Genomic DNA, 21,417 nt, shown 5'->3' with positions numbered 1-21,417 from the left:
GTTAATCCCTTCTAGGCTAGTCGCAAACTAGAAAAAATGGCTGTACTTGCTTGAAAGTACCGAGTTTTGTTATTTTTGTTAAAACTTAACTAAATTCCTATGAAATCAACTACTAGGGCGCTGAAAGAATGGAATGTAGCAGTTAATGCTTTAGAACAAGGTCAAACGATTGTGCTGTTGCGGAAGGGGGGAATTCGCGAGCAAGCAGGACAGTTTAATGTCACGGACAAACAGGTTTTGCTGTATCCAACTTTTGAACACCAACAGCCGGGTTTATTAAAGCCGGAGTTTGCACATCAAGTCAAGACTGTCGAATCTGGTTGGCATCCAGAAGTTATTAGAATTGGCAGTTGGGCGGAGATTACTGATGTTTTTTTGGTAGCTTGGGAACCAGCCATTACTGCGTTGTTTCCTTATCATATTTGGAATGAAAGTTTTGTCAGCGATCGCCTGAAATGGAAACAAACTCAGCCAATTTGTATTTTATTGGTGCGGGCTTATCGCCTTGCAGAAAGCCGCGAAATCCCCTACATTCCTGAATACGGCGGTTGCCGTTCTTGGATCGATTTGGTCGATGCTATTGCGCTGGAGGGAAGCCAAGCTGTTTTGAGCGATCGAGAGTACATTGAACGCTCAAATGAAATCCGCAATCTGATAGCAAATCCTGCGAAGGCTTCTGGTTCGCAGACAGTGACAACGCTGACGGAAGGCAGCCAGGATTTTACTTCTCATTAAGAGTTTTTAATGTACTTTTCGAGAGGCGCGCTTCTACCAAACCCAGCCCAAAATCCGCAGCTAAAGCCATCAAAGCTGCCGGAATTGCCCCAGCTAAAAGTAACTGATTGTTAACTGTAGCAACGCCACGAAAAATAAACACCCCCAAGCCACCCGCGCCAATGGCAGCGGCGATTGTAGCGAGTCCGATCGCAATTACTGCCGCCACTCGCACCCCCGCCAGAATCACGCCCAGTGCCAGGGGAATTTCCACTTGCCATAACAGTTGCATATCAGTCATCCCCATGCCTCTTCCGGCTTCCGTAATCGCTGGATCGACGCCGACAATACCAGTATAAGTATTGCGGATAATTGGCAGTAAAGAATACAGAGTGAGGGCGATAATTGCCGTGCGATCGCCTATTCCACCCAATACTGGCACCGGGATTAGCAAGCCAAACAAAGCTAAACTGGGAATTGTTTGCATAATATTAGCAAATCCCAAAATTGGCTTTTTCAATTTTGGTTTTCTCGTGGCTAAAATTCCCAGGGGCATCCCCACACTAATAGCGATAAAAATTGCAACAGTTACTAAATATAAGTGTTCGGTCGCGCGCTGAATTATCTCAGCGCCATAGCGGTTGATAAAAATTATCATCGGGTAATTGGTTATTCGTGATTGCTGTCAATCTTATAAATCATTTTCCATTTCAGCACTTGGTTCACCAGGATAGAAGCGAGAGTCCAGAATTTCCTCTAAGCTGTAAAGGCAATTTTGAGGAAATGTCTTGAGAGGTAAATCGGTTTCTCCTACTGCCAAATCTCTACCGTTTTGATAAGCTTCTTGGAAAGCTTCTTGCAAGTAAGGTTTCAGACTTGGGTTATCTTGTATCAGTCTCTGAGTGTCCCGCCGCTGCACTCGAATTGTAGACAACCAGCTACGACTCCGCTGTTGGGGCTGATATTGCCACTTCAGCAAATGTCCCAGCAAAATGCTCAAACGATTTCTAAGTTCTTGACGCTCCTGTTTGCCCAAAGATTCAATCTCCTCAATTAAATTTGGCAAGTCAAGTTGACTCCACTGACACTTGCGAAGTAACTTGGCTTGTTCTTGCGTCCAAGCATAGAAGTCTGTCTCGTAAAGACTGTGCATCGTTTGATTATCCGCTTAGTTACTAAAACTATATTATCAAATTTTTGCTAAATCATTCAAATTTAGCTACTTGCAAACATTCAAGAAATGCCCCAGCTTCTGGATGCTGGGATTTGAGAAAATCATCGGGCGAGCCCAATTCAACCAACCGTCCGTCTTGCATCAAACCAATTCTAGAAGCTAACAAAAAAGCTTCTTGAATGCCGTGAGTCACAAAAATCACAGTTTTGCCCAGTTGCTGCTGCAATTGACCGAATTCCCGCTGTAATTCCAGACGAGTAATGGGGTCTAAAGCACCAAACGGTTCGTCCATTAATAATATCGGAGGGTCAGCGGCCAGTGCTCTTGCGACGCCTACCCGCTGCCGCTGTCCGCCGGATAACTGATGGGGATAGCGTTTGGCGAAGTGCTGGGGGTCGAGGTTGACTAATTCTAACAGTTGCCGGACGCGAGATTGAATACGATCGCCCTCCCAACCTTCTAATTTTGGCACTAAACCGACGTTTTGCTCGACGGTAAAATGGGGAAACAAACCAATTTCTTGAATCACATAACCAATTTTTCGGCGCAGTTGAATCGGGTTCCACTGAGTTGTCGGTTTTCCCATGACAAGAACTTCGCCGCTGCTTGGCGTTAGTAAATTGTTAATCAATTTCATGGTAGTAGTTTTGCCACTCCCGCTGCGTCCCAGCAATACTAAAACTTCTCCTTGCAGCACTTTGAAATTGAGTTTGTCTACTAAATGCCTGCGGTTGAGGCGATATGTCACGTTGAGGCATTCGACAGCAACTTCATTATTGAGAGGCATGATTAGTTCCGGTGATTTGGGTTTTCAGGAATTTTAGGACTTACAGACAAGGGTCTAGAAACCCGGTTTTTTTCTTAGATAATTTGCTGCTTAACCCAAGATTTGGCAGGGAAACCTGGTTTATGAGCGTAAGTCCTAAAATTCAAATCAGCGAGCATCGGGGGACAATTGCCAATTCTAAAATCTAAAATCTACTTGATTTTGCCATTCTAGCAGTAAGGCTCGACATTGGAGGCAAGTTAATTTTTTGAGCAAGTCGCTAATTCCGTCTGCGGTGACAGGATATTCAGCACCGATCAGTTCGGGGTTTACTGTTGCTGTAGGGTGCAATTCTGCAACAAAACCGTAGAGTTTTTGATTGGAGAATGAGCTGTTTATTGCCCAGCCAATGGTGTTGATCGGTTCGAGGCGGGCGATCGCACTTTCTGTCACGCCTAGTTCTTTTTTGAGTATAACTGGAACTTCCGCTGCTGGCGTTGCTTCGGCTTCTACGCGACCGCCGGGAAAATCGAGGGTTGCTTCTGCCACGCCGGGGCGATACATCGGTGGGGGAAACAGAAATTTGTCAGCTTGAATTGTCAAGATTACAACTGAATTTGCTCTTTCTACTCGCCAATATTCTACTATTTGCCCTTCGGTTGTTTCGAGATGTTCGGCGATTAATTTTACCCAATGAGAGTTGATTTCTAAAAAGCCATCTAGAGTTTTCCACGGGGATTTTGTAGTTTGGTTCATGTCGGAATTTTTGAAATAAATCAGATGTTGTTTGCTATGGTAGGCGAGCGTTGCCGAGCTGAACAATAGCCGAGCGACCTTTTCAGCTTTGAGCCCGTTTTTTCCTGTCGATTGTAAATTTTTGCTACAACCTTACACATTCGCCTAGATAATTCGGTAACATAGACTACATAATCAAAGTTTATCTGCGCCTTGGCTCTGGGTTGTTTCAACCGCGCCCTGGTGCAGACTCTTAGCTAGACAGGAGTAGTTATGCAACTGCAAACAGATATTCGTACTTGGCAATCCCCATCAACACCCGGAAGCTTCACCAGTGTCCGCGACTGGGAAAAATTTGGCTGCGCCGTACCTGCGCCCAAATTGGCTCCTTCTATGTGGGTTAAATTGTTCAATCCGCCAACCGCATTCAGCTTTGACGAAGCGTGGCTGTTGTGTGAATGTTCGGAAGAACAGTGGCTAGCTTGGATTCCTGATTATGGCGAAATTTTACTGAGTACACATGAATTTTGCGCTACTAAACCGTGAATTACGCAGACAAACTTTCATAAACCGGGTGTTAAAATCTATATCCCTCCCGTTCCCCGGGATTTTTTGGAAAAAAGCTGGTTTTTGCGTAATTATGTCGTTTGCAGTGAGGAATGCAAGTCGTTAAACTTTGATAAGGACTTGCATTCCTCACTACAAACATCTTATATGATGTCGTTTCAGCCGATATCATATAAGTCCTAATAGATATTAATTGACATTTGGTCAACAAAAAGAGCAATAGGTTTTCTATTGCTCTTTTTGTTCAAAAACACTCTCTAGTTTTTATCTTTAAGATAGCGGAAGTTATATCAACTGGCCTCGATTGACCCCAATATCGCTGCGGTGACGGGTTTACTGTATCGATGCTTGCATGGGAGATATTGGTGAACCCGCCCTTACAGCAATTACGGTCAATTTAGCCCCTGTGATATTGCTGGCTTATTTGCAAACTGCACGGTTATTTGCGTTTCTGACAATCGTGCCTACTCTACCATTAATCTGAATCGGGTTCTTAGTGCTGGCTCGAATCAAAAGTGGTTGTTTGGCGAGACATTCTCTGATTGATGCTGCCCAGGCGGTGAGAGCTCCGGTGTATTCTGTACGACCCGCTGGGGCGCGAAACTGATCGGTAATTAGGAAATCCGAGGTGATGCTAGTGTCAGTAGCAACATTGGTAATAATTGGAAAGTCAAAAGCTTTGGGCAAGGTTCTGTCCTGGATTTTACCCGGTACCAACTGGTAGTTCTTCGATCCACCCTTGTAGTCAATACCTGCTTGAGGGCTTGTGGGAGGGCTTGTTTGAGCCAAGGCGGAAACAGGCAAGCTTGCGACCAAAACGGTGCAGCAACTCCAAAATAATTTCGATTTCATCTGATTCATCTCCTCAACTTTATGACGATTAGCACTAATTTAGGTAGGGTCTAAAAACAGTAGCTTTTATGAAAAAAGCGCCTCATGACATTGAGCTTTTGAGTTTGAGTTTAACCTGCCTAATTTATTACCAAACATTCTCAAAAATGTTAAAACTGGTTTGCCTGACAAACTGTAGAAAAGTTTCAGTTGAGTTAGATATTTACACATCTGAAGTTGTTACAGCATTTAAGAGTCGGTTTGACCAGAATGATTCATTTTCGATCGATGTCACTGGAACTTTATCAAATTTTGTCTCAGATATCAAGTTTTGCCGATCGCGTATCACGTTTTAACACTGGTTTGCAGCTCGATCGAGCTTTGACTGTTGCGGGGTATACCAAAGCGAGAAAGATGCTACAGTGCATCGATGGCCGTTTGAGTATTTTCAGGCGACAATAGACAGAGAAGGGGCTTGAAAATAGGTGATTTTAGTGGAAGATAGTAAATTTATCGACGTATCAGACATTATGGGTGTTCCCGTGGCTCCGGCGGGTTACAAATCGGGCTTTGTGGGTATTGTCGGACGCCCGAATGTCGGAAAATCAACGCTGATGAATCAGTTGGTGGGGCAGAAAATTGCTATTACTTCGCCGGTGTCTCAGACGACGCGCAACAGGCTACGGGGAATCCTGACGACACCTGAAGCACAAATTATTTTTGTAGATACTCCCGGAATTCACAAGCCGCACCACCAATTGGGGAAGGTTTTGGTGCAGAATGCCCGCACGGCGATTAAGTCGGTGGATGTGGTGCTGTTTGTGGTGGATGGTTCGGTGGAATCGGGAGGGGGCGATCGATATATTGTCGAAATTCTCAGCAATATCGGCATTCCGGTGATTTTGGGGATGAATAAGTTGGACGAACAACCGTCGGATTGCGTGTTGATCGATCGAACTTACGAGCAAATTGTCAATCCTGAGTGGCCTGTAGTGAAATTTTCCGCTCTCACGGGCGAGGGTGTGGAGTCGCTGCAAAAATTGTTAATCGAACATTTGGAGGTTGGGCCTTATTATTATCCGCCAGATTTGGTGACTGACCAGCCGGAACGCTTTATTATGGGCGAATTGATTCGGGAACAGATTTTGCTGCTGACGCGGGAAGAAGTGCCGCATTCCGTAGCAATCGCGATCGACATTGTTCAAGAAGAAGCAAAAATTACTCGCATTCTGGCGACAATTCACGTCGAACGGGATTCCCAAAAAGGCATTTTAATCGGTAAAAGCGGCAGTATGCTCAAGTCGATCGGCAGTGCGGCCCGGGAACAGATTCAAAAGTTAATAGAAGGCAAAGTGTATTTGGAGTTATTTGTCAAGGTGCAGCCGAAGTGGCGGCAGTCGCGCACTCGTTTAGCCGAATTGGGCTATCGCGTGGAAGAGTGAAACTTTGGCAGTTGGCAGTTGGGGTTCTTCCGTCCTTTGAATCAAGAATCGAGCACGACTTTCGCTCTGAGAGAGTTTCATCGGGGTCGGAGAGTCGATACAAACCCCCGCTTAACGACTAGAACGCCATTCCAACAACAGTAAAGTAAACTGAGAACAGCCCCATTCGCCCCAGTTGACCTATGCCGCGTTGGTTCAATACTGCCGGCCCTTGCCGCGATGACATCCACTATCTGCTTCCTGCCACCCGTCGCCTCCCGAATTTAGAGCGACTGATTGCTCAGCAAAGCTATTTCGTCATCCATGCACCCCGGCAAGTGGGGAAAACCACCGCTATGCTGGCGTTAGCCAAACAACTCACCGAAAGCGGACAATACACCGCCGTGATGCTGTCGGTAGAAGTCGGCGCACCCTTCAGTCAAGACATCGCGGGTGCAGAAGAGGCGATTCTCGGTGCTTGGCGAGACAATATTTCCGTCCGCCTCCCACCCGAATTACAACCGCCTGACTGGACAGCGATGCAATCGGGACAGAAAATCCGGGCTGCTTTACAAGCTTGGGCACAAGTTTCATCTCGTCCTCTAGTCATTTTGATCGACGAAATTGACGCACTACAAGACCAAGCTTTGATTTCTATTCTGCGCCAATTACGCGATGGTTATCCCAATCGCCCGAAAGCGTTTCCGCAATCGGTGGGTTTAATTGGTTTGCGGGATGTTCGCGATTACAAAGTGGCTGCTGGGGGAAGCGATCGACTCAATACATCCAGTCCGTTTAATATTAAAGTGCGATCGATTACTCTCAGAGATTTTAATGCCTCAGAAGTCGCGGAACTCTACGCGCAACATACCCAAGATACCGGACAAGTTTTTACACCTGAAGCCGTCGCCTTAGCTTTTGAACTGACTCAGGGACAACCTTGGTTAGTGAATGCTTTAGCTAAGGAAATTGTAGAAGAATTAGTAACAGATGAATCTATAGAAATTACACCAGAACATATTTTATCAGCTAAAGAAATTTTAATAAAACGGCAAGATACGCATTTGGATAGCTTGGCAGAACGACTCAGAGAAAACCGAGTCAAAGCCATTATCGAGCCGATGTTGGCGGGTTTGGAACTGGGCAATATCCCCAATGATGATATTCAGTTTTTAATCGATTTGGGTTTGTGTAAGATGGATGTTCAGGGTGGATTGACGATCGCTAACCCAATTTATCGCGAAGTTTTGCCCCGCGTGCTCACCGTAACGCCAATGGCTTCATTGCCCCAAATTGCACCGAGTTGGTTGACTCATGAAGGCCAATTAGACACGCAAGCGTTACTCAAAACTTTTCTGGAATTTTGGTTACAGCATGGCGAACCGTTACTCAAAAGTGCTTCTTATCCCGAAATTGCACCGCATTTAGTGTTGATGGCATTTCTGCATCGGGTGATTAATGGTGGGGGAACATTGGAGCGGGAATATGCGATCGGACGCGACAGAATGGATTTATGTTTGCGTTATGGTGAGGTAACATTGGGAATTGAACTGAAGGTTTGGCGAACTCGGAAAGTCGATCCGTTGAGTAAAGGTTTGGAACAGTTAGATGGGTATTTGGCTCGATTGGGACAAGATGAAGGGTGGTTGGTGATATTCGATCGACGCGAGAATGCGCTGGAATTAGAAGAACGGTTGAATACTGAAATTCATCTGACACCAATGGGGCGAACCGTTACAGTTATTCGTGCGTGGAGAAGTTCTGATGAATGTCTCGATTTTTGCGATCGCCGAAAGTGTGCGATCGACTCTCATCTAAAATATAATAAAGATAGCTTTTTTCAGTGCGACGACTTAAGTGATTGAGTCGAATCGTGTGGCGAGTTCTATCGAGGAAAGGAGATTCCGATGGGGAGTAAGAACGGGTTGACCTACATCCTCGATCTGCGGTATTATTCGACTATATTCAGTATTGTACCACAACTGCGATACAACTATAAGTAGTGAATAGAATTAGCTTTATGACAATAGACTTCGGCAGTATCAAAGGCTACAATCCTGATAGAGGATTTGGGTTTGTCGGTCATACTTTTTTTAATCCTGATGGAAAAGTTTTCTTCCATATTAAAAAAATCAGGAGAAAACATCCTGAATTAGCTCAAAAACTGGACAGTGGCGAAGCTTTTGAAACAGTCAATTTCTGGTATGAAATTGAAACCACCGAAAAAGGCGAACAAGTTAGTAAGCTTTGGCTAAACGCAGACGATATCCCTAAAAGTTACACAAATGAATTGTGTGGTTTAAAGCAAAAAATAGAGAGTATCTGGAAAAATATAGGCTCTCCAAAACCTAGTTGGCTTGACATTGTAACGAGAGAGTTGGTTGGAGTAGCTCGCAGACATGAACTAAGTGTTGAGCGAGATAACTTAAAGAGTCAGCTTAGAGCGGCAAAGGATGAGCGACGCAGGGAGGCAGAAGCTTTACTCCCAAATGAAATTGCACGACTAATAGCTAATAATCGTTTAAAGAAAACGAAGGCTGATGAGTCTGAGCAACAAAAGAATGAGTCTGAGCCACCAAAACATGATCCTCCACCACCACCAAAACATGATCCTCCACCACCACCAAAACATGATCCTCCACCACCACCAAAACCTGATCCACCACCAAACGACCCGAACGATGAGTTGAAGCAACTATTAGCAGAGATGCGTCCTTTAAAATTTAAGAATAGTAAGGAACTCTCAGCTTATATTGTAAAACATAAACTTGGTTATAGGTATCCAAATATTTCAGGTATTGTGATAATGGAAGATGGAGGTAAAGAATGGCCGTTTTCTGGGGGATTTCCTCCAAAGATTTATAAAATTATTTGTGAAAAACTCGGTTTGGTAAACCAGGGGACGAGTGCTAGAGCAACAAAATTTACATCATATCAACAACTATTAAATAGGAAATAGATAGAAATGAGTAAACCCTTTTACAAAAAAATCGACTCTAAAGGCTCTCTAATCTAAAATCTAATAAAGACAGCTTTTTTTTGTACGACGGCTTAAGTGTTTAAGCCGAATCGTGCAGCGAACTCGATCCAGGAAAGGAGATTCTGATAGGAGTAAAAATGGGTTGACATACATCCTTGATCTGCGGTATTATTCGACTATATCTAGTATTGTACCGCAACTGCGATACAATTATAAGTTAGGTGTAGTCAGTTAAACTAATATTAGTTTTAACCTAGTTTTTATAGACAAATAAGTTTGAGAACAGCCATATGCTTGGTCTTACCACAAATATTTTTTGGATAACACACCGCATAAAAATAATTTTTACGGATGATATAGGAAACGAAAAAATTGGTTATGGGACTGGATTCTGGATGATTTCCCAGAGTGGAAAGAATATTTTTGTTACCAACAAACATAATGTTGATCCATCTATAAAATTCCCCAACAAACCATTATTAAAGCTTTATAAGATTTCTATAGAATTACGATATTATGAATCAAGCCAGCCCACAGAGAATACAGATTTCTTTGATGTAGAAAATATAGAAAATTGTTTGTTCTCTTCCCCATCATCTGACTGCTCTATTCTTGTTGAACCAAAATTTCATAAAGAAATTCCATCTGATCCAAATAGAGAAATTCTCAAGTTTGAAAATCTTATTGATGAGAAAAGTTTTGCCAATCGTCTAATTATTGGGCCGATGGAAACATCTTTTTTTATTGGTTTTCCAGGGCAGAATGGTCGGCACTGGTGGGATGAAAAATGGAAACTTCCTGTAGCTCGTCAATGCACAGTAGCTTCTCTGCCACAAATATCATTTACTAACGACCAAATAAAGACCGACGATATAATTCTTATGTCAGGATTGTCTTTTTCTGGATCAAGTGGTAGCCCGGTCTTTCTACCAGCAAGAGGATTTCCTCCTGATGGGGATATAAACGATCCGGCCTGGCGACCTGCGCTGCTTGCAGGAATCATGTCTGGTCATTTTTGGGAAGAAACATCTGTGCCATCAATGTTTCATCATACTGGGCTTTCCTATATGACCCGTTCAACTTCTATTTTAAAACTTTTACAGCAAGCAAATATTTAAGTTGTTCTTAGGTAAGTGACATCTAGGCAACACCTAACAATTCGCTTGGAGCGGACTGTCGAAAGTCATCGGTGATTAATTTAAAGTTATTTGCAGCCGCTCAAGCGAAACGTTATCTCCCAAACGCTGCCTGACTTTGGAGATGATTCGGAAGCTCGATCGAGAGCTTGACCTACAGAAAATTGGTAGAATAAACAGAGCTGTAAGGCAATGGCAGCCGGTTTGACTTGTACGAATGGGAAGGTAATGGCTTTTTCTTGAATCGTGAAACATGGCGGGCATTTTAAGCCTGCATAATATTTGCCAAAACTATCAATCGGACATACTCGCCAATGAAGAAATTCCTGACTATCCTCGCCAGTATGATCGCGATCGCGACACCCACCCTATTCGTAGACCACACTACCCTACTCGCGCAAGCCCAAACCCAAGAATCACAGCTCAAAACCCACGCGATCGGCAATTTGACCTTCAAAGCACCCCGAAATTGGCTCGAAAATCCCAGGGGCGCAAGTGCGAATAGCCTTCATTTACACAACAAAAATTTCCCCGATAGAGGCGGTGGATTTGCCCCCAAGGGTTTGATTCGCGTGCTTGCAACCATCAGTGAGGAAAACCTGGAAACCTCTATGAAAGCGAGTTCCAGAGAAATTCCTAAGACGACGATTAAGACCGAACGTCTAACCATTAACGGCAAAAAAGCAGTGCGATTGTATGAATCCTATGACGACGGGTTTCCCGCAGGCATTGTCACCTATGTTGCCACAGGGAAAAAAGAAACAATTATGCTACAGACCCTTTACTCCGACAGTGATACAGAAAAACAAGTTCAGCAAATTCAAGATTCGATTCGCATTACTCAATAGCAGTCAAGGACTTAAATGCGGCACGTTTAACAAGAAGGCTTTTTCCAACTGGTTGAGCCAACAATCCCCGTACCTTGATAGTCGGGGAGTGTCAACAACAACTATCAAGGCAACTCAACGGAACTCGGTTTAGCAATGTGAGGCAAACCCCAGCCCAATTTTTCCCGCAAAATGTGGAAAAACTCAAAAGATTGCACCCGAATAAAGCGGGCTGGGTACTGAGCTCGCTCGACTTGCACCCAATCTTCGGGCAGAACATAACATCCGCCGTTGCCGTCTACCACCATTACCAGGCGGTTTGGACTCGCCGGCAAAATCTTGACCGGCTCGGTGTTGGAAAAAACCAAAGCCCGCGAAGCCATTGAATGCGGGCAAATAGGCAGCAACTGCAACACCGGCACTCCGGGAATAATGACAGGGCCACCGGCAGAAAGGGCGTAAGCTGTCGATCCTGTCGGAGTCGCGATGATGACTCCATCTGCGGCAATGTCAATAGAGGCGTGCTGACCGATCGCCACTTCAAAATGACACATACAAGTCAGCGGTTCCCGGTGCAGCACCATTTCATTCAGACAAAGAGCTTCCCAGAGGCAGTCGTTTTCTCGAAACAGCCGCACGGCCAGCATCGATCTTTCTTCTATTTCGTATTCTCCGGCGATTACCTTTTCCAAAGCTTGCGGCAGCAAGTTCAGGTAAGTTTCTGTTAAAAAGCCCATGTGACCGGTATTGACAGTCAGCAGCGGCACTCCAATCGGAGCGACTTGGCGAAATGCCGACAGCACCGTACCGTCGCCGCCCAAAACCACTGCAAACTCCATGTCGCTGTCAAAACCGGGGGGGACGAGTTGTTCGATCGGATTGTGGCACATAGGGCGATCGGGGCTAGAATAGCCCAGAATTCCTCCGGAACCAGAAACCGAGCAAACCTCCCAGCCGCGGGCAGTCAGCTTGTCTTCTAACTCTGCGGCGATGCGACAAGCCACAGGTTTAACGTCGTTGTATATAATCCCAGCTTTCGGCACTTTAAAATGTAAAGGGCATTTTTTGTTTACTCCGTTTTTTAGTTTTAAGCTGCTCGTACTCTATTTCCTTGAGCTTCTTCATAATCAGATTAAAGTATTCTTCGAGATAAGACTCCAAAGTAGTAGTTTCTTTGGGGTCGATTCCGAAGACACTGTAAACATCATCCATCGGAGCTTTCAAGGGTTTTCCGGCTGCCAAAACTTCTGAAAAAGCCAATCTGTCAGCTACGTTCCAACTCCACTGAAAGAACTTAGCAAATTGACGAGTAGCCTTCAACAAGGCGTCTGGGGTGCGCGTAATTTTGGCTTGCTTCCCTGACAGCCGTTCGCACAACCGCACGATTTCGTCAGCATCCCAAGCGCGATTTCCCACCACCGGAAAGCTTTTTTTCTCAGTTTCGGGAACGGAAAGGGCCCGGACGGCAAATTTAGCAACGTCCTGAGTGTTCATGTAGGCAAGGGCGGATGGCTTGTTGGGCAGCCAGACTGCCTGATTGTCCAAAATCGGCATTGCATACAGGCTCAGCAGTCCTTGCAAAAAGCCGCAAGGTCTCAAGATTGTGTAGTCTAGACCGGATTCTGCTAAGAACAATTCGGTACAGCGCTTGATTTCCAACAAGGGGACTTGGGGATATTTCTCCGCGTCGAGAAAGGAAAAGAATATGTAACGCTTGATGCCTGCTGCTGCTGCTGCTTGGATCAGCGATACTTTTCCGTCCCAGTCTACTCTTTTGATGCTGACAGAATCGGCTGCACTCGCTGTTGCTGCATCGATAATAGCACTGACACCTTCTAGGGCCGGAGGCAGACTGTCTGGCTGGCAAAGGTTCCCCGGTACGAGTTCAGCGCCCCATTCTTTCAAAAATGCAGCTTTTCTGTAACTTCTGACTAAACAGCGCACCTGGTAGCCCTCGTCTAGGGCGCGGCGGGCTATTTGGCGGCCGAGAGTGCCGGTGGCACCTAAAATCAATAAAGTCATCTAGGGATTAATTATGAATCTTAAACTTTCTATAAGATGGTATCAGGTTTTTGTTAAGTTTGTTATAAAAACTTAACAAAAACCTGAAATTTTCTCATTTTAGGCTTGAGATATTCGGCAGAATGCTGGTTTTCGGCAGAAAGTAGACTCTAGAAGACAGAAGGTAGAAGGCTTCTGAAGGATTGGTTGAAAAAAACTTATTCTTCGCCGCCTTGTAATTTGAGCAGGAGGAAGCCTCCACCTATACCCACGAAAATTAGGGAAAAGGACAAAAAGGCTGCATTGAAAATTTCAGGATTCATGGTTTTATATGTCTAATTGGGCGATCGCATTAAATAAAGATAATATAATTTGGGGCAAGCAGGTACATGAATGCTAAAATTTCAGTGCCGAAATTCCTGTATATTGTTGGAGAGAACTGCCTTGAGTCTCGATCGGGAATCAAAACTAGCTGTAACTCTGGGAGATCCGGCAGGAATTGGCCCGGAAGTTATTCTCAAGGCATTGGCAGATCCCGCTGCTGCTTTGATGGTGACGGTTTTCGGATCTAAGAGAATTTTGCTGCAAACTTACGAGAAGTTGCGATCGACCAATCCAGCAGCAGAAGCGGCAAATCCCGAAACATTAAACATTATTGATATTGAACCAGACAGCAAGTGGGGCGAAATTGTCCCTGGTGTCGGGAGTGCAGCTAGCGGGGCGGCTAGCTTTGCTTACATGGAAAGTGCGATCGCCCGTACCATCGCCGGCGAATTCTCCGCGATCGTGACAGGCCCGATTTCCAAAACTTGCTGGCAGGCGGCCGGTTACAATTATCCCGGACAAACAGAACTACTCGCAGAAAGGGCAAAATCGCAGCGGTTCGGAATGCTGTTTGCCGCCACATCTCCACACAGTGGCTGGACGCTCGTAACTTTACTCGCTACCACACATATTGCCCTGCGTCAAGTCCCCGATGCGTTGACTCCAGAATTATTGAGCGAAAAACTAGAATTGCTGGTAGAGTGTTTGCGGGAAGATTTTGGGCTAGAAAGACCGAAAATTGCGATTTCTGGCTTAAATCCTCACAGCGGCGAAAACGGCAAACTGGGAAATGAAGAGCAAGACTGGATGATACCTTGGTTGGAAACGCAGCGCGATCGCTTTCCTCAAGTGCAGTTAGACGGGCCAGTCCCCCCAGATACCTTGTGGGTAAAACCGGCTAAAGTTTGGTACGGTTTAGCCAAGGAAGCTCACGACGGTTACTTGGCAATGTACCACGACCAGGGGTTGATTCCAGTAAAATTGATGGCTTTCGATAAAGCAGTCAACACTACAATTGGCTTGCCTTTTGTCCGCACATCTCCGGATCACGGCACAGCTTTTGATATTGTAGGTCAAGGGATTGCAGATGCCTCCAGCATGAAGGCAGCATTGCAGTTGGCGGCCCAGTTGGCTAGTCGCAGAACAGCAGTTAAAATAGGGCGATAGCTTTAGTACGCCTGACGCTTGGAACAATTGTGTCATTCCTATTGATTTTCGCTGGGGTGAGGCGGCAAGCAAGCTGGTAATTTCCTTCGGTCGACAAAAATCACATTTGGGTAGCGCAGTATGGCAGAATCTAAGGATAATTCAAACAAAATATATCAGTCAGAAAAAGAGGTTTCTGATGCAACTATGGCAAGTTCTAAAGCAGGAGAGCAACTTCAGGAATTGCTAACCATACTGACTGAATTCCAGTTATTAAAAAAGTCAAAAAAAGAACCCAGCGAGCTGAAGTTACCGCTTTCTGAAAAGTCTGTGCAGCGGTTGGAGGATGAGGAAAATCGGCGCAAACAATTGTCTTTTCGGATCGAATCACCGAGTATTATACCGGAAGTATTAACTAACGAGGAGGAGATCCCATCTCAAAGACGACAAAATAATAATGAGGAATCCGATGTATCTATAGCGGGGAAGGTAGCCCCAAAAAATCGGCCGTCGGAGGAAGAATTAGAACAAGCAGTAGAGGAGTTTAAGCGGTTGCAACAACTGCTGTTTGAAAGGGATTTACCAGAATTTTACAGTAATGTTTTGAGCGTGGAACAAAGGTTAGAAAAATTTGAGAAGTTGATGTCTGAACCCCAAGAGTTGATGACTTTACTGAGACCGTTAATTCCTGAGTTACTGAGAGATGAATTAGAGGGGTTGAAGTCTGAATTTAAAAAGGCGATAGAACTCGCTAGCAATGATAAAATGAATCGGCTCGAATTGCAGACAATATTAGCGGATTTGGAAAATCAAATTGCTAACTTCAACCAGCCGCAACTGCCGAATGCAGAACATTTAATGCAACGGTTGATGCCGGTAATGGGCGAGTTGCTCAAGCGTAAGGTAGAGGAGTCTAAGTTAGAGGTAGCTTCGGCGATCGCACCGAAAGTCAATCAAGTAATTCACAATCAAAACGGACTTGAAGAACAGGTAGTAAGAATTGAAGATAGAGTTGCGAATATTCAGCAGCGTTACCAGCAGCAACCGGAAGATTTAATCAAGCAGCTAGTGCCGGTAGTTAGCGATTTGCTGAACCGCAAAATTAGTGAATTAAAGTTAGAGGTTGTAGAAGCTGTCGCCCCCTCAGTACAGGTAAGAATAGCTTGGGTAGAAATAGAAGAAAAAGTATTGAGCATCGTCGAGCAGCGGCTGGCTACGCAACAGTCGCCAATTCAGAAGCCAGAAGAGATAATGGCGATAGTAATGCCAGCAATAACTGATTCGCTGAACCGGAAAATCGATGAATCAAAATTACAGGTAGCCGCGACGATCCAACCTTTGATAGAATCAGCAATTCTTCAAAGAGAACTTCAAGGAAAATTGAGCGACGTAGAAAGTAGACTAAATAATCTTCAGCGACAGCAAAAGTCTCAGCCGGAAGAAATAATGGCAAGATTGATGCCGTTAATGATTGAGTCGCTGAACCGGAAAATAGAGGAGACAAAGTTAGAGGTGAGAGAGGCGATCGCGCCCGGTGTCAACACGGCTATTCAAAACAGCGGTATTGCAGCACAAATATTAAATAATGAAAGTAAGATTGTCGAAGTTCAGCAGCAAGTTTTAGCCGAGATAGAAGGGTTGATGGCAAGAATAATGCCAGTGATTGTAGAAATGCTGTCTCGAAACATCGGGGAAGCAAAGCTAGAGATAGAATCTGCGATCGCCCCCGCTGTCGATGCAATCATTCAAAATAAAAGGATTGAGGAAAGACTGGGGACTATCGAACAAAAGATTGTGGCGATCGAACACCGGATTTATGAATCGACAGACTTGTTTACCGATTTACTGAAACCTTTGATTGACGAGCTGATGGTTAGCCATCACGCACAACTGCAAAAGTCTGTCATCGAATCTATTTTACCTTTGTTAGATGAAGTTGTGAGTTATAATTACAGACTCAACGATAAAGTAGGGGAACTCGATCGCAAAATTACTGATGCTGAATGGGGAGGCGATCGGGAAGAATTAATCGCCCGAATTAAAATCATGTTTCCCGAAATGATGCTCCAAACAATTAATGAGTCTAGAAAATCATTTGTCGAAACCATAGCTCCGATAATTGATGAAATAATTAATACGAAAAGCCGAGAAAATAGACAATCGATGGGAGTAGCCATATCGCCGGCTCTGACTGTGGGAATCAGCCACAGAATGAGTGAAGCGCCCGATGAAATTGCAAGGGCGATCGCGCCGGAAATGGCCGCCGCTATCAAACAGCAAATTCATCTCAAGCGAGAAGCAATGTCGGATGCACTTTATCCGATCATCGGCAGCACGATTTTAAAATACATCGCCGAGATGATGCGGGAGATTAATGAAAAACTAGAATCAGCTTTAAGCCCAGAGGGAATTAGTCGCAAAATTAAAGCCAAATTACAGGGCATTTCTGAAGCAGAATTGCTGATGAAAGAAACAACACCACTGAGTGTGAAAGCTGTTTTTTTAATTCAAACACAATCGGGCTTAGTAATTTCAGCAGTGCAGCATTCTGAACGCGAACAGCTAGAATCAGAAATGGTAGCAGGGATGCTGACTGCTATTCGGGCTTTTGTCAACGATTGCATATCTCAGTCGGGAAATATTGCAGAGATTGATGCTATAGAATACGGCACATCTAAGATAGTATTGGAAGTAGCGGGTTCGTGTTATCTGGCAGTAGTTATACAAGGAGAAACCCGCCAGTGGTTTAAGTACAAAATGCGAGCGATATTCAACAATATTGTTCAAGAATACGGAGATCAAATTCAGTCATTTAACGGCGATCCCGCAACTGTGCCACCAGAAGTAAACTCGAACTTGCAAAAATTAATCGATACAAAGGTAAAAGTTAAATCTCCTAAACGGCCAATTTTACCAATTATCGGTTTGGCAACGTTAGGTTTAATTGGCGTACCTTGGGGAATTCATCAATACCGCAGCGGAGTTGAAGCGAGCTTAGAAGCAGATACAAATTTAGCATTACAATCTGCTCCCGAATTATCGGTTTATCGTATCGCGGCAGATGTTAAAGATAAATTATTAAAAATTTCGGGACGAGTGCCGAATCAAAAGCTGCGCTCGAAAGCGGAAAAAATCGCTCAGCAAGCGGCTCCAAAATTAAGAATTGAAAATAAAATTATAGCGGTTGAAGTACCTCCCGATCCGGTTTTAGTAGAAGCCGATGTCAAGCGGACGGCAGCTCTTTTGAATAAAGTAGAAAGCATTGATATCTCAGCTCGCTATGCAGAGGGAAAAGTCGCCGTTGCAGGCAGCGTGAGCAAAGTGCCAGATGCTCAGAAAATAACTCAAGCTTTTGAGAAAATTCCGGGGGTGAAGTCTGTAACAAATACAGTGATAATAGGAACTCCACCGCCACCAAGGATAATAATGCCAGTTCGCGTCTATTTCGGTGCAGGTTCTGCAAGTTTGCAGGCGAAAGATGTAGCAGAAAAGCTTAGCAAAGTCAAGGAATATATGGAGAAAAATAGCACGAAGAATTTAAGGATAGTTGGCTACAGCGATTTTAAAAGCACTCCGGTAGAAAATCAAAAGTTGGCACTGGAAAGGGCGACAAATGTGAAAAATATTTTGGTTAGACAAGGGATAAAGGGCAACAGAATACAAGTTGCTTCTACTAAGGGCCGTCCTGAAGGTGTGGAAGCAACTCAACCGCTGTGGCTGAGCAGATTGGTAGTATTTGAGGTGATAAATTAAAATAGGGAATTGGGAATTGGGCATCGGGCATTGGGCATTGGGCATTGTTAAGGGAGAATTTTCCCTAATGACTAATGCCTAATGACTTCTTTCTCTTAATTGATAGTAACTCGCAAGAAGGTTAGGACATTTTTTATAGCTGAAAATATTGCTCTGACTCCATTTCCCTTCTTCCTTCTTCCTGACATCCGTTACATCCGTTACATCCGTTACATAATCCGTTGCCGAACTTCCTTCTTGCTCTTAAATTAATTGAACTCGCCCAGAGGTAAAGGCTTGTATTCGATCGCCCGCCAAGCATATTAGCAAGCGGCCGCATCCGTCAATGCCGGCGGCTTCTCCGCAGATGGTTTCCGACGCAAGTTCGATCGCCACCGGGCAGCCAATCAACCCATCGCGGCGGCGCAATTCCGGCAAAAGTAGCGCTAAACCGGACTTGGAGGCTGGCTTGTCGGTGGTAGAAAACATATCGGCTAGTTCGAGTAAATAGTGCCGCAGTTGATCGACCAAACACAGTTCATCTGGTACTGTACTAGCAATAGAATGCAAGCTTACCGCATTGCCGAGATCCCTTTCATCCAATCCCGCAGCCGCGAAATCTACGCAGCGGTTGAGTCCAATTCCCACAACGGCGCGAGTTTTGCCCAAAGCATTGCCCGAAGTGGCTTCGCAGAGAATTCCGGCTAATTTGTGGCGATCGATCCAGACATCGTTTGGCCATTTCAGGCGCAGCATATCGCGACAGTCGGGAACCAAATCTTCGATCGCGTAAATCACGGCTAAACCCGCTGCTAAACTGAGTCCGGGCAACAGAGTGGGGTTGAGGTTTTCGAGTACAAAACTAACAGTCAAGACACCAGTTGGGGCGTGCCAGGTGCGCCCGTGTTGGCCGCGCCCGCTGGTTTGTCGCTTAGTAAATACTGCATCTCCGTGGTGGAGTTGGGCCGCGCGGGCGATCGCCCAACTGTTGGTACTCGGACAGGTATCCAAGGAGTGTAGCCAGTGAGGGAGGTTTGGGCGATCGGCTTCTGGCAATGCGGGCACGGGAGTTAAGGGCAATTCAGACAAGGTTTGATTTGTAGTATTTGATATCTAAAAGCTGATTATCGCATTTTGCACAAGTGCCACCTCGCGCGACGGCGAGAATTCAGAGACATTGGAGTGTAGTACAGTTTCAGCATCAGATTAACCTTACGCCACAACATCAGTTTAGCCCCAAAACCTCCTGATTTATAAGGGTTTTGGGGGACGCAGAGGATTGGTTGGAGCGATCGACACCCCTTTAAAAAACCCAATTTCAAAAAAAGTTGTATTACCCCCTTGACAGTCTTGTATTACGTAATGTAGTATAAATGTATGGCGAAGGGGAAAGAGCTTTAAAGCCTTACCCCACGAGCAACATGAACCTTGAAAACTGAATAGGAAGTTAATCGTGTCACATAATTGTGGACATCGGCGGTGTAGACTCCGGCAACAATAGCCCGATCGGGTTGTAGTACGCGGAATCAACCGCCACCCCGTCCCAACTTGAGTAATTCAAGGACAGAATATTGTTCATTGTCGCGGGGGTATAGCTCAACCGGTCAGAGCAGTCGCCTGTCGAGCGAAAGGTTGCGAGTTCAAGTCTCGTTACTCCCGTCAAAGTCCCGTAGGCAAAAGTCAAGCCGTCTCCCCCTCAAGGAGAAGATTGCGAGTGCAAACCTCGTCGGGACTCCCAGGTTAGGTGGCCGAGTGGTTGAAGGCGTCGGTCTGCAAAACCGAATTGCGCGGGTTCAAATCCCGCCCTAACCTCTGTTCCCCATCAGAAATTAAAAATTAGAAATTAAAAGATTAAACTAACAGTCTTTTAATTGATTTTTTTAACTTTGAAAAGGAACGAAGCGAAAGTGACATTGCAGCGTAGCTTAATCGTAAAGCGCCAAGTTCATACCTTGGTCAATTCGGGTGCAAATCCCGCCGCTGCCACCAAAAGCAGGGATGGTGTAACTGGCAACACTCTGGTCTCCAAAACCAGCATTCTGAGTTCAAATCTCAGTTCCTGTGCCAATTTATAGTGCTGTAGGCAAATGGTTTAAGCCGCTTGGTTTTCACCCAAGTGATTGCGGGTTCAACTCCCGTCAGCACTTCTCGTGGGTCGTTGGCAGAATGGTTTTGCAGCCGCCTTTTAAGCGGATGGATCGAGGTTCAATTCCTCGACGACCTACCAAAATTTCTATCTTGGGTCGGCCCTCCTATTGGCGTGGGTAGCTGTCTGTAAAACAGTAGCTTAAAGCGTTGCTGGTTCAATTCCAGCCCGACCCATTTGTAACTGCATTTAATATGCAGTTGCAATCTTGAGAACGTGGTGTAACTGGATAACATCTCAGTCTACGAAACTGAAGATTTGGGGGTTCAAATCCCTCCGTTCTCGCTGTGGAGAGGTGGCCGAGTGGCTTAAGGCGCTTTCCTGCTAAGAAAGAGCGGTTTAACAGCCGTCGAGGGTTCAAATCCCTCCTTCTCCGTTTTCCCCCGATAGCTCAGTTGGTAGAGCGCTTGTCTGAAGAACAAGAGGTCGTCAGTTCGATACTGACTTGGGGGATTGCGTTGCCTTATAGCTCAATGGTAGAGCAAGCGGTTGTTAACCGCTAGGTTGTAGGTTCGAGTCCTACTGGGGCAGCCATTTTTTTAATTGCCGGGTAGACAAATTGGTAAAGTCGCCTATCTCTGAAATAGGAGTTTCTGTAGGTTCAAAGCCTACCCCGGCACCCAATTATTGGGAAGTCGCCTAATCGGTATGGCACCGCTCTTTGAAAGCGGCAAAATGCAGGTTCGAGCCCTGCCTTCCCAGTTCTGCTATTACCAAAGCAGATCAATTACGCTCCTGTAGCCCAATTGGCAGAGGCCGCAATTTCAAAAATTGTGTTGTGTGAGTTCAAATCTCACCAGGAGTACCAAATTTTGAACTAAGTTTCTACTTGCTCCTGTGGCGGAATTGGCAGACGCGGCAGACTTAAAATCTGTTTTATTTTGAGTGTGAGTTCGAGTCTCACGCTTGAGCATGAA

18 protein-coding genes and 15 tRNA genes are annotated in these 21,417 nt (G+C 45.1%); 24 read left to right on the top strand and 9 right to left on the bottom strand.

Annotated elements, in window-relative coordinates:
- Nucleotides 1-99 precede the first annotated feature (99 nt).
- Complete coding sequence (locus QT994_RS05790; RefSeq protein ID WP_333172436.1) at nucleotides 100-735, top strand: DUF1802 family protein; 636 nt, start codon at nucleotides 100-102, stop codon at nucleotides 733-735.
- Here QT994_RS05790 and QT994_RS05785 read toward each other — a convergent pair.
- The 4 genes from QT994_RS05785 to QT994_RS05770 all read right to left on the bottom strand — a co-directional run bounded on the left by QT994_RS05785 (nucleotide 722) and on the right by QT994_RS05770 (nucleotide 3,410).
- On the bottom strand, nucleotides 722-1,372 hold the full coding sequence (locus QT994_RS05785; RefSeq protein WP_333044906.1) for an ABC transporter permease: 651 nt from the start codon (nucleotides 1,370-1,372) through the stop codon (nucleotides 722-724). The two genes, QT994_RS05790 and QT994_RS05785, sit on opposite strands and share 14 nt — an antisense overlap.
- Nucleotides 1,373-1,405: 33 nt before the next feature.
- Entirely contained in the window at nucleotides 1,406-1,867 is a 462-nt protein-coding gene (locus tag QT994_RS05780) for a DUF29 domain-containing protein (RefSeq protein WP_333044904.1), read from the bottom strand.
- Nucleotides 1,868-1,919: 52 nt separating this feature from the next.
- Nucleotides 1,920-2,675, bottom strand: a complete 756-nt coding sequence (locus QT994_RS05775; protein ID WP_333172434.1) for an ATP-binding cassette domain-containing protein — start codon at nucleotides 2,673-2,675, stop codon at nucleotides 1,920-1,922.
- A gap of 177 nt (nucleotides 2,676-2,852) precedes the next feature.
- Nucleotides 2,853-3,410, bottom strand: coding sequence for an NUDIX hydrolase (locus QT994_RS05770; RefSeq protein ID WP_333172432.1), 558 nt, complete (start codon nucleotides 3,408-3,410; stop codon nucleotides 2,853-2,855).
- A gap of 252 nt (nucleotides 3,411-3,662) precedes the next feature.
- Here QT994_RS05770 and QT994_RS05765 point away from each other — a divergent pair, with 252 nt between their 5' ends.
- Nucleotides 3,663-3,935, top strand: a complete 273-nt coding sequence (locus QT994_RS05765) for a hypothetical protein (protein ID WP_333172430.1) — start codon at nucleotides 3,663-3,665, stop codon at nucleotides 3,933-3,935.
- Nucleotides 3,936-4,376: 441 nt separating this feature from the next.
- Here QT994_RS05765 and QT994_RS05760 read toward each other — a convergent pair whose 3' ends face one another.
- Nucleotides 4,377-4,808 (bottom strand): hypothetical protein, encoded by a 432-nt coding sequence (locus QT994_RS05760; protein WP_333172428.1) that lies wholly within the window; start codon nucleotides 4,806-4,808, stop codon nucleotides 4,377-4,379.
- Between the two features lie 509 nt (nucleotides 4,809-5,317).
- Between QT994_RS05760 and era the strand changes: the two genes are divergently transcribed.
- The 5 genes from era to QT994_RS05735 all read left to right on the top strand — a co-directional run bounded on the left by era (nucleotide 5,318) and on the right by QT994_RS05735 (nucleotide 11,172).
- Entirely contained in the window at nucleotides 5,318-6,229 is a 912-nt protein-coding gene (gene era / locus QT994_RS05755; RefSeq protein WP_333172636.1) for a GTPase Era, read from the top strand.
- A gap of 182 nt (nucleotides 6,230-6,411) precedes the next feature.
- On the top strand, nucleotides 6,412-8,073 hold the full coding sequence (locus QT994_RS05750; protein ID WP_333172426.1) for an ATP-binding protein: 1,662 nt from the start codon (nucleotides 6,412-6,414) through the stop codon (nucleotides 8,071-8,073).
- A 155-nt stretch (nucleotides 8,074-8,228) separates the two neighbouring features.
- Nucleotides 8,229-9,167: a hypothetical protein gene (locus QT994_RS05745; protein ID WP_333172424.1), complete on the top strand. Its 939-nt coding sequence runs from the start codon at nucleotides 8,229-8,231 to the stop codon at nucleotides 9,165-9,167.
- 311 nt (nucleotides 9,168-9,478) lie between these two features.
- Nucleotides 9,479-10,306 carry a hypothetical protein gene (locus QT994_RS05740; protein ID WP_333172422.1) on the top strand — a complete coding sequence of 276 codons (828 nt, stop codon included), beginning with the start codon at nucleotides 9,479-9,481 and terminating at the stop codon, nucleotides 10,304-10,306.
- A gap of 332 nt (nucleotides 10,307-10,638) precedes the next feature.
- The gene (locus QT994_RS05735; protein ID WP_333172420.1) at nucleotides 10,639-11,172 is read left to right on the top strand and encodes a hypothetical protein; all 534 of its coding nucleotides are present in this window, start codon (nucleotides 10,639-10,641) and stop codon (nucleotides 11,170-11,172) included.
- A 104-nt stretch (nucleotides 11,173-11,276) separates the two neighbouring features.
- On the opposite strand, the gene QT994_RS05730 is transcribed toward QT994_RS05735, so the two are convergent.
- The 3 genes from QT994_RS05730 to petM form a co-directional block, all read right to left on the bottom strand.
- Nucleotides 11,277-12,194, bottom strand: a complete 918-nt coding sequence (locus tag QT994_RS05730; RefSeq protein WP_333172418.1) for an NAD(+) kinase — start codon at nucleotides 12,192-12,194, stop codon at nucleotides 11,277-11,279.
- 1 nt (nucleotide 12,195) lies between these two features.
- Nucleotides 12,196-13,173: an NmrA family NAD(P)-binding protein gene (locus QT994_RS05725; protein WP_190657002.1), complete on the bottom strand. Its 978-nt coding sequence runs from the start codon at nucleotides 13,171-13,173 to the stop codon at nucleotides 12,196-12,198.
- A 197-nt stretch (nucleotides 13,174-13,370) separates the two neighbouring features.
- Complete coding sequence (gene petM / locus QT994_RS05720; RefSeq protein WP_172189541.1) at nucleotides 13,371-13,475, bottom strand: cytochrome b6-f complex subunit PetM; 105 nt, start codon at nucleotides 13,473-13,475, stop codon at nucleotides 13,371-13,373.
- A 70-nt stretch (nucleotides 13,476-13,545) separates the two neighbouring features.
- Between petM and pdxA the strand changes: the two genes are divergently transcribed.
- The gene (gene pdxA / locus QT994_RS05715; RefSeq protein WP_333172416.1) at nucleotides 13,546-14,643 is read left to right on the top strand and encodes a 4-hydroxythreonine-4-phosphate dehydrogenase PdxA; all 1,098 of its coding nucleotides are present in this window, start codon (nucleotides 13,546-13,548) and stop codon (nucleotides 14,641-14,643) included.
- A gap of 120 nt (nucleotides 14,644-14,763) precedes the next feature.
- On the top strand, nucleotides 14,764-18,375 hold the full coding sequence (locus tag QT994_RS05710; RefSeq protein WP_333172415.1) for an OmpA family protein: 3,612 nt from the start codon (nucleotides 14,764-14,766) through the stop codon (nucleotides 18,373-18,375).
- Between the two features lie 243 nt (nucleotides 18,376-18,618).
- Here the strand turns inward: QT994_RS05710 and QT994_RS05705 are convergent, their stop codons facing one another.
- Nucleotides 18,619-19,443 (bottom strand): biotin--[acetyl-CoA-carboxylase] ligase, encoded by an 825-nt coding sequence (locus QT994_RS05705; protein WP_333172414.1) that lies wholly within the window; start codon nucleotides 19,441-19,443, stop codon nucleotides 18,619-18,621.
- Between the two features lie 496 nt (nucleotides 19,444-19,939).
- On the opposite strand from QT994_RS05705, the gene QT994_RS05700 reads away from it, so the two are divergent.
- The 15 genes from QT994_RS05700 (at nucleotide 19,940) to QT994_RS05630 (ending at nucleotide 21,413) form a co-directional block, all read left to right on the top strand.
- Nucleotides 19,940-20,013: transfer RNA gene (locus QT994_RS05700), tRNA-Asp, on the top strand.
- 4 nt (nucleotides 20,014-20,017) lie between these two features.
- Nucleotides 20,018-20,092, top strand: a tRNA-Glu gene (locus QT994_RS05695).
- Nucleotides 20,093-20,166, top strand: a tRNA-Cys gene (locus tag QT994_RS05690).
- A gap of 180 nt (nucleotides 20,167-20,346) precedes the next feature.
- Nucleotides 20,347-20,421, top strand: a tRNA-Trp gene (locus QT994_RS05685).
- 6 nt (nucleotides 20,422-20,427) lie between these two features.
- Nucleotides 20,428-20,501: transfer RNA gene (locus QT994_RS05680), tRNA-Glu, on the top strand.
- 5 nt (nucleotides 20,502-20,506) lie between these two features.
- A tRNA-Lys gene (locus tag QT994_RS05675) sits at nucleotides 20,507-20,581 on the top strand.
- A 13-nt stretch (nucleotides 20,582-20,594) separates the two neighbouring features.
- Nucleotides 20,595-20,676 (top strand) — tRNA-Tyr (locus tag QT994_RS05670).
- A 34-nt stretch (nucleotides 20,677-20,710) separates the two neighbouring features.
- A tRNA-Arg gene (locus QT994_RS05665) sits at nucleotides 20,711-20,785 on the top strand.
- Nucleotides 20,786-20,789: 4 nt separating this feature from the next.
- Nucleotides 20,790-20,876, top strand: a tRNA-Ser gene (locus tag QT994_RS05660).
- Nucleotides 20,877-20,880: 4 nt separating this feature from the next.
- Nucleotides 20,881-20,953, top strand: a tRNA-Phe gene (locus QT994_RS05655).
- A 6-nt stretch (nucleotides 20,954-20,959) separates the two neighbouring features.
- Nucleotides 20,960-21,034, top strand: a tRNA-Asn gene (locus tag QT994_RS05650).
- Nucleotides 21,035-21,044: 10 nt separating this feature from the next.
- Nucleotides 21,045-21,123, top strand: a tRNA-Gln gene (locus QT994_RS05645).
- Nucleotides 21,124-21,128: 5 nt separating this feature from the next.
- A tRNA-Gln gene (locus QT994_RS05640) sits at nucleotides 21,129-21,202 on the top strand.
- Between the two features lie 29 nt (nucleotides 21,203-21,231).
- Nucleotides 21,232-21,308, top strand: a tRNA-Leu gene (locus tag QT994_RS05635).
- Between the two features lie 23 nt (nucleotides 21,309-21,331).
- Nucleotides 21,332-21,413, top strand: a tRNA-Leu gene (locus QT994_RS05630).
- The last annotated feature ends 4 nt before the right edge of the window (nucleotides 21,414-21,417 follow it).

This window comes from Microcoleus sp. S13_B4, assembly GCF_036700885.1.
Classification (GTDB): Bacteria; Cyanobacteriota; Cyanobacteriia; order Cyanobacteriales; family Microcoleaceae; genus Microcoleus.
The sequence above is the reverse complement of the archived record's forward strand: the minus strand, read 5'-3'. Positions and strand labels throughout refer to the sequence as shown.

Excerpts from the sequence above, each read along its gene's own strand:
- petM (WP_172189541.1), bottom strand. The coding sequence starts at position 13,475 with ATGAATCCTGAAATTTTCAATGCAGCCTTTTTGTCCTTTTCCCTAATT.
- QT994_RS05735 (WP_333172420.1), top strand. The coding sequence starts at position 10,639 with ATGAAGAAATTCCTGACTATCCTCGCCAGTATGATCGCGATCGCGACA.
- QT994_RS05740 (WP_333172422.1), top strand. The coding sequence starts at position 9,479 with ATGCTTGGTCTTACCACAAATATTTTTTGGATAACACACCGCATAAAA.
- QT994_RS05775 (WP_333172434.1), bottom strand. The coding sequence starts at position 2,675 with ATGCCTCTCAATAATGAAGTTGCTGTCGAATGCCTCAACGTGACATAT.
- QT994_RS05765 (WP_333172430.1), top strand. The coding sequence starts at position 3,663 with ATGCAACTGCAAACAGATATTCGTACTTGGCAATCCCCATCAACACCC.
- pdxA (WP_333172416.1), top strand. The coding sequence starts at position 13,546 with ATGCTAAAATTTCAGTGCCGAAATTCCTGTATATTGTTGGAGAGAACT.
- QT994_RS05725 (WP_190657002.1), bottom strand. The coding sequence starts at position 13,173 with ATGACTTTATTGATTTTAGGTGCCACCGGCACTCTCGGCCGCCAAATA.
- QT994_RS05785 (WP_333044906.1), bottom strand. The coding sequence starts at position 1,372 with ATGATAATTTTTATCAACCGCTATGGCGCTGAGATAATTCAGCGCGCG.
- QT994_RS05710 (WP_333172415.1), top strand. The coding sequence starts at position 14,764 with ATGGCAGAATCTAAGGATAATTCAAACAAAATATATCAGTCAGAAAAA.
- QT994_RS05780 (WP_333044904.1), bottom strand. The coding sequence starts at position 1,867 with ATGCACAGTCTTTACGAGACAGACTTCTATGCTTGGACGCAAGAACAA.
- QT994_RS05760 (WP_333172428.1), bottom strand. The coding sequence starts at position 4,808 with ATGAAATCGAAATTATTTTGGAGTTGCTGCACCGTTTTGGTCGCAAGC.
- QT994_RS05750 (WP_333172426.1), top strand. The coding sequence starts at position 6,412 with ATGCCGCGTTGGTTCAATACTGCCGGCCCTTGCCGCGATGACATCCAC.
- QT994_RS05770 (WP_333172432.1), bottom strand. The coding sequence starts at position 3,410 with ATGAACCAAACTACAAAATCCCCGTGGAAAACTCTAGATGGCTTTTTA.
- era (WP_333172636.1), top strand. The coding sequence starts at position 5,318 with ATGGGTGTTCCCGTGGCTCCGGCGGGTTACAAATCGGGCTTTGTGGGT.
- QT994_RS05745 (WP_333172424.1), top strand. The coding sequence starts at position 8,229 with ATGACAATAGACTTCGGCAGTATCAAAGGCTACAATCCTGATAGAGGA.
- QT994_RS05790 (WP_333172436.1), top strand. The coding sequence starts at position 100 with ATGAAATCAACTACTAGGGCGCTGAAAGAATGGAATGTAGCAGTTAAT.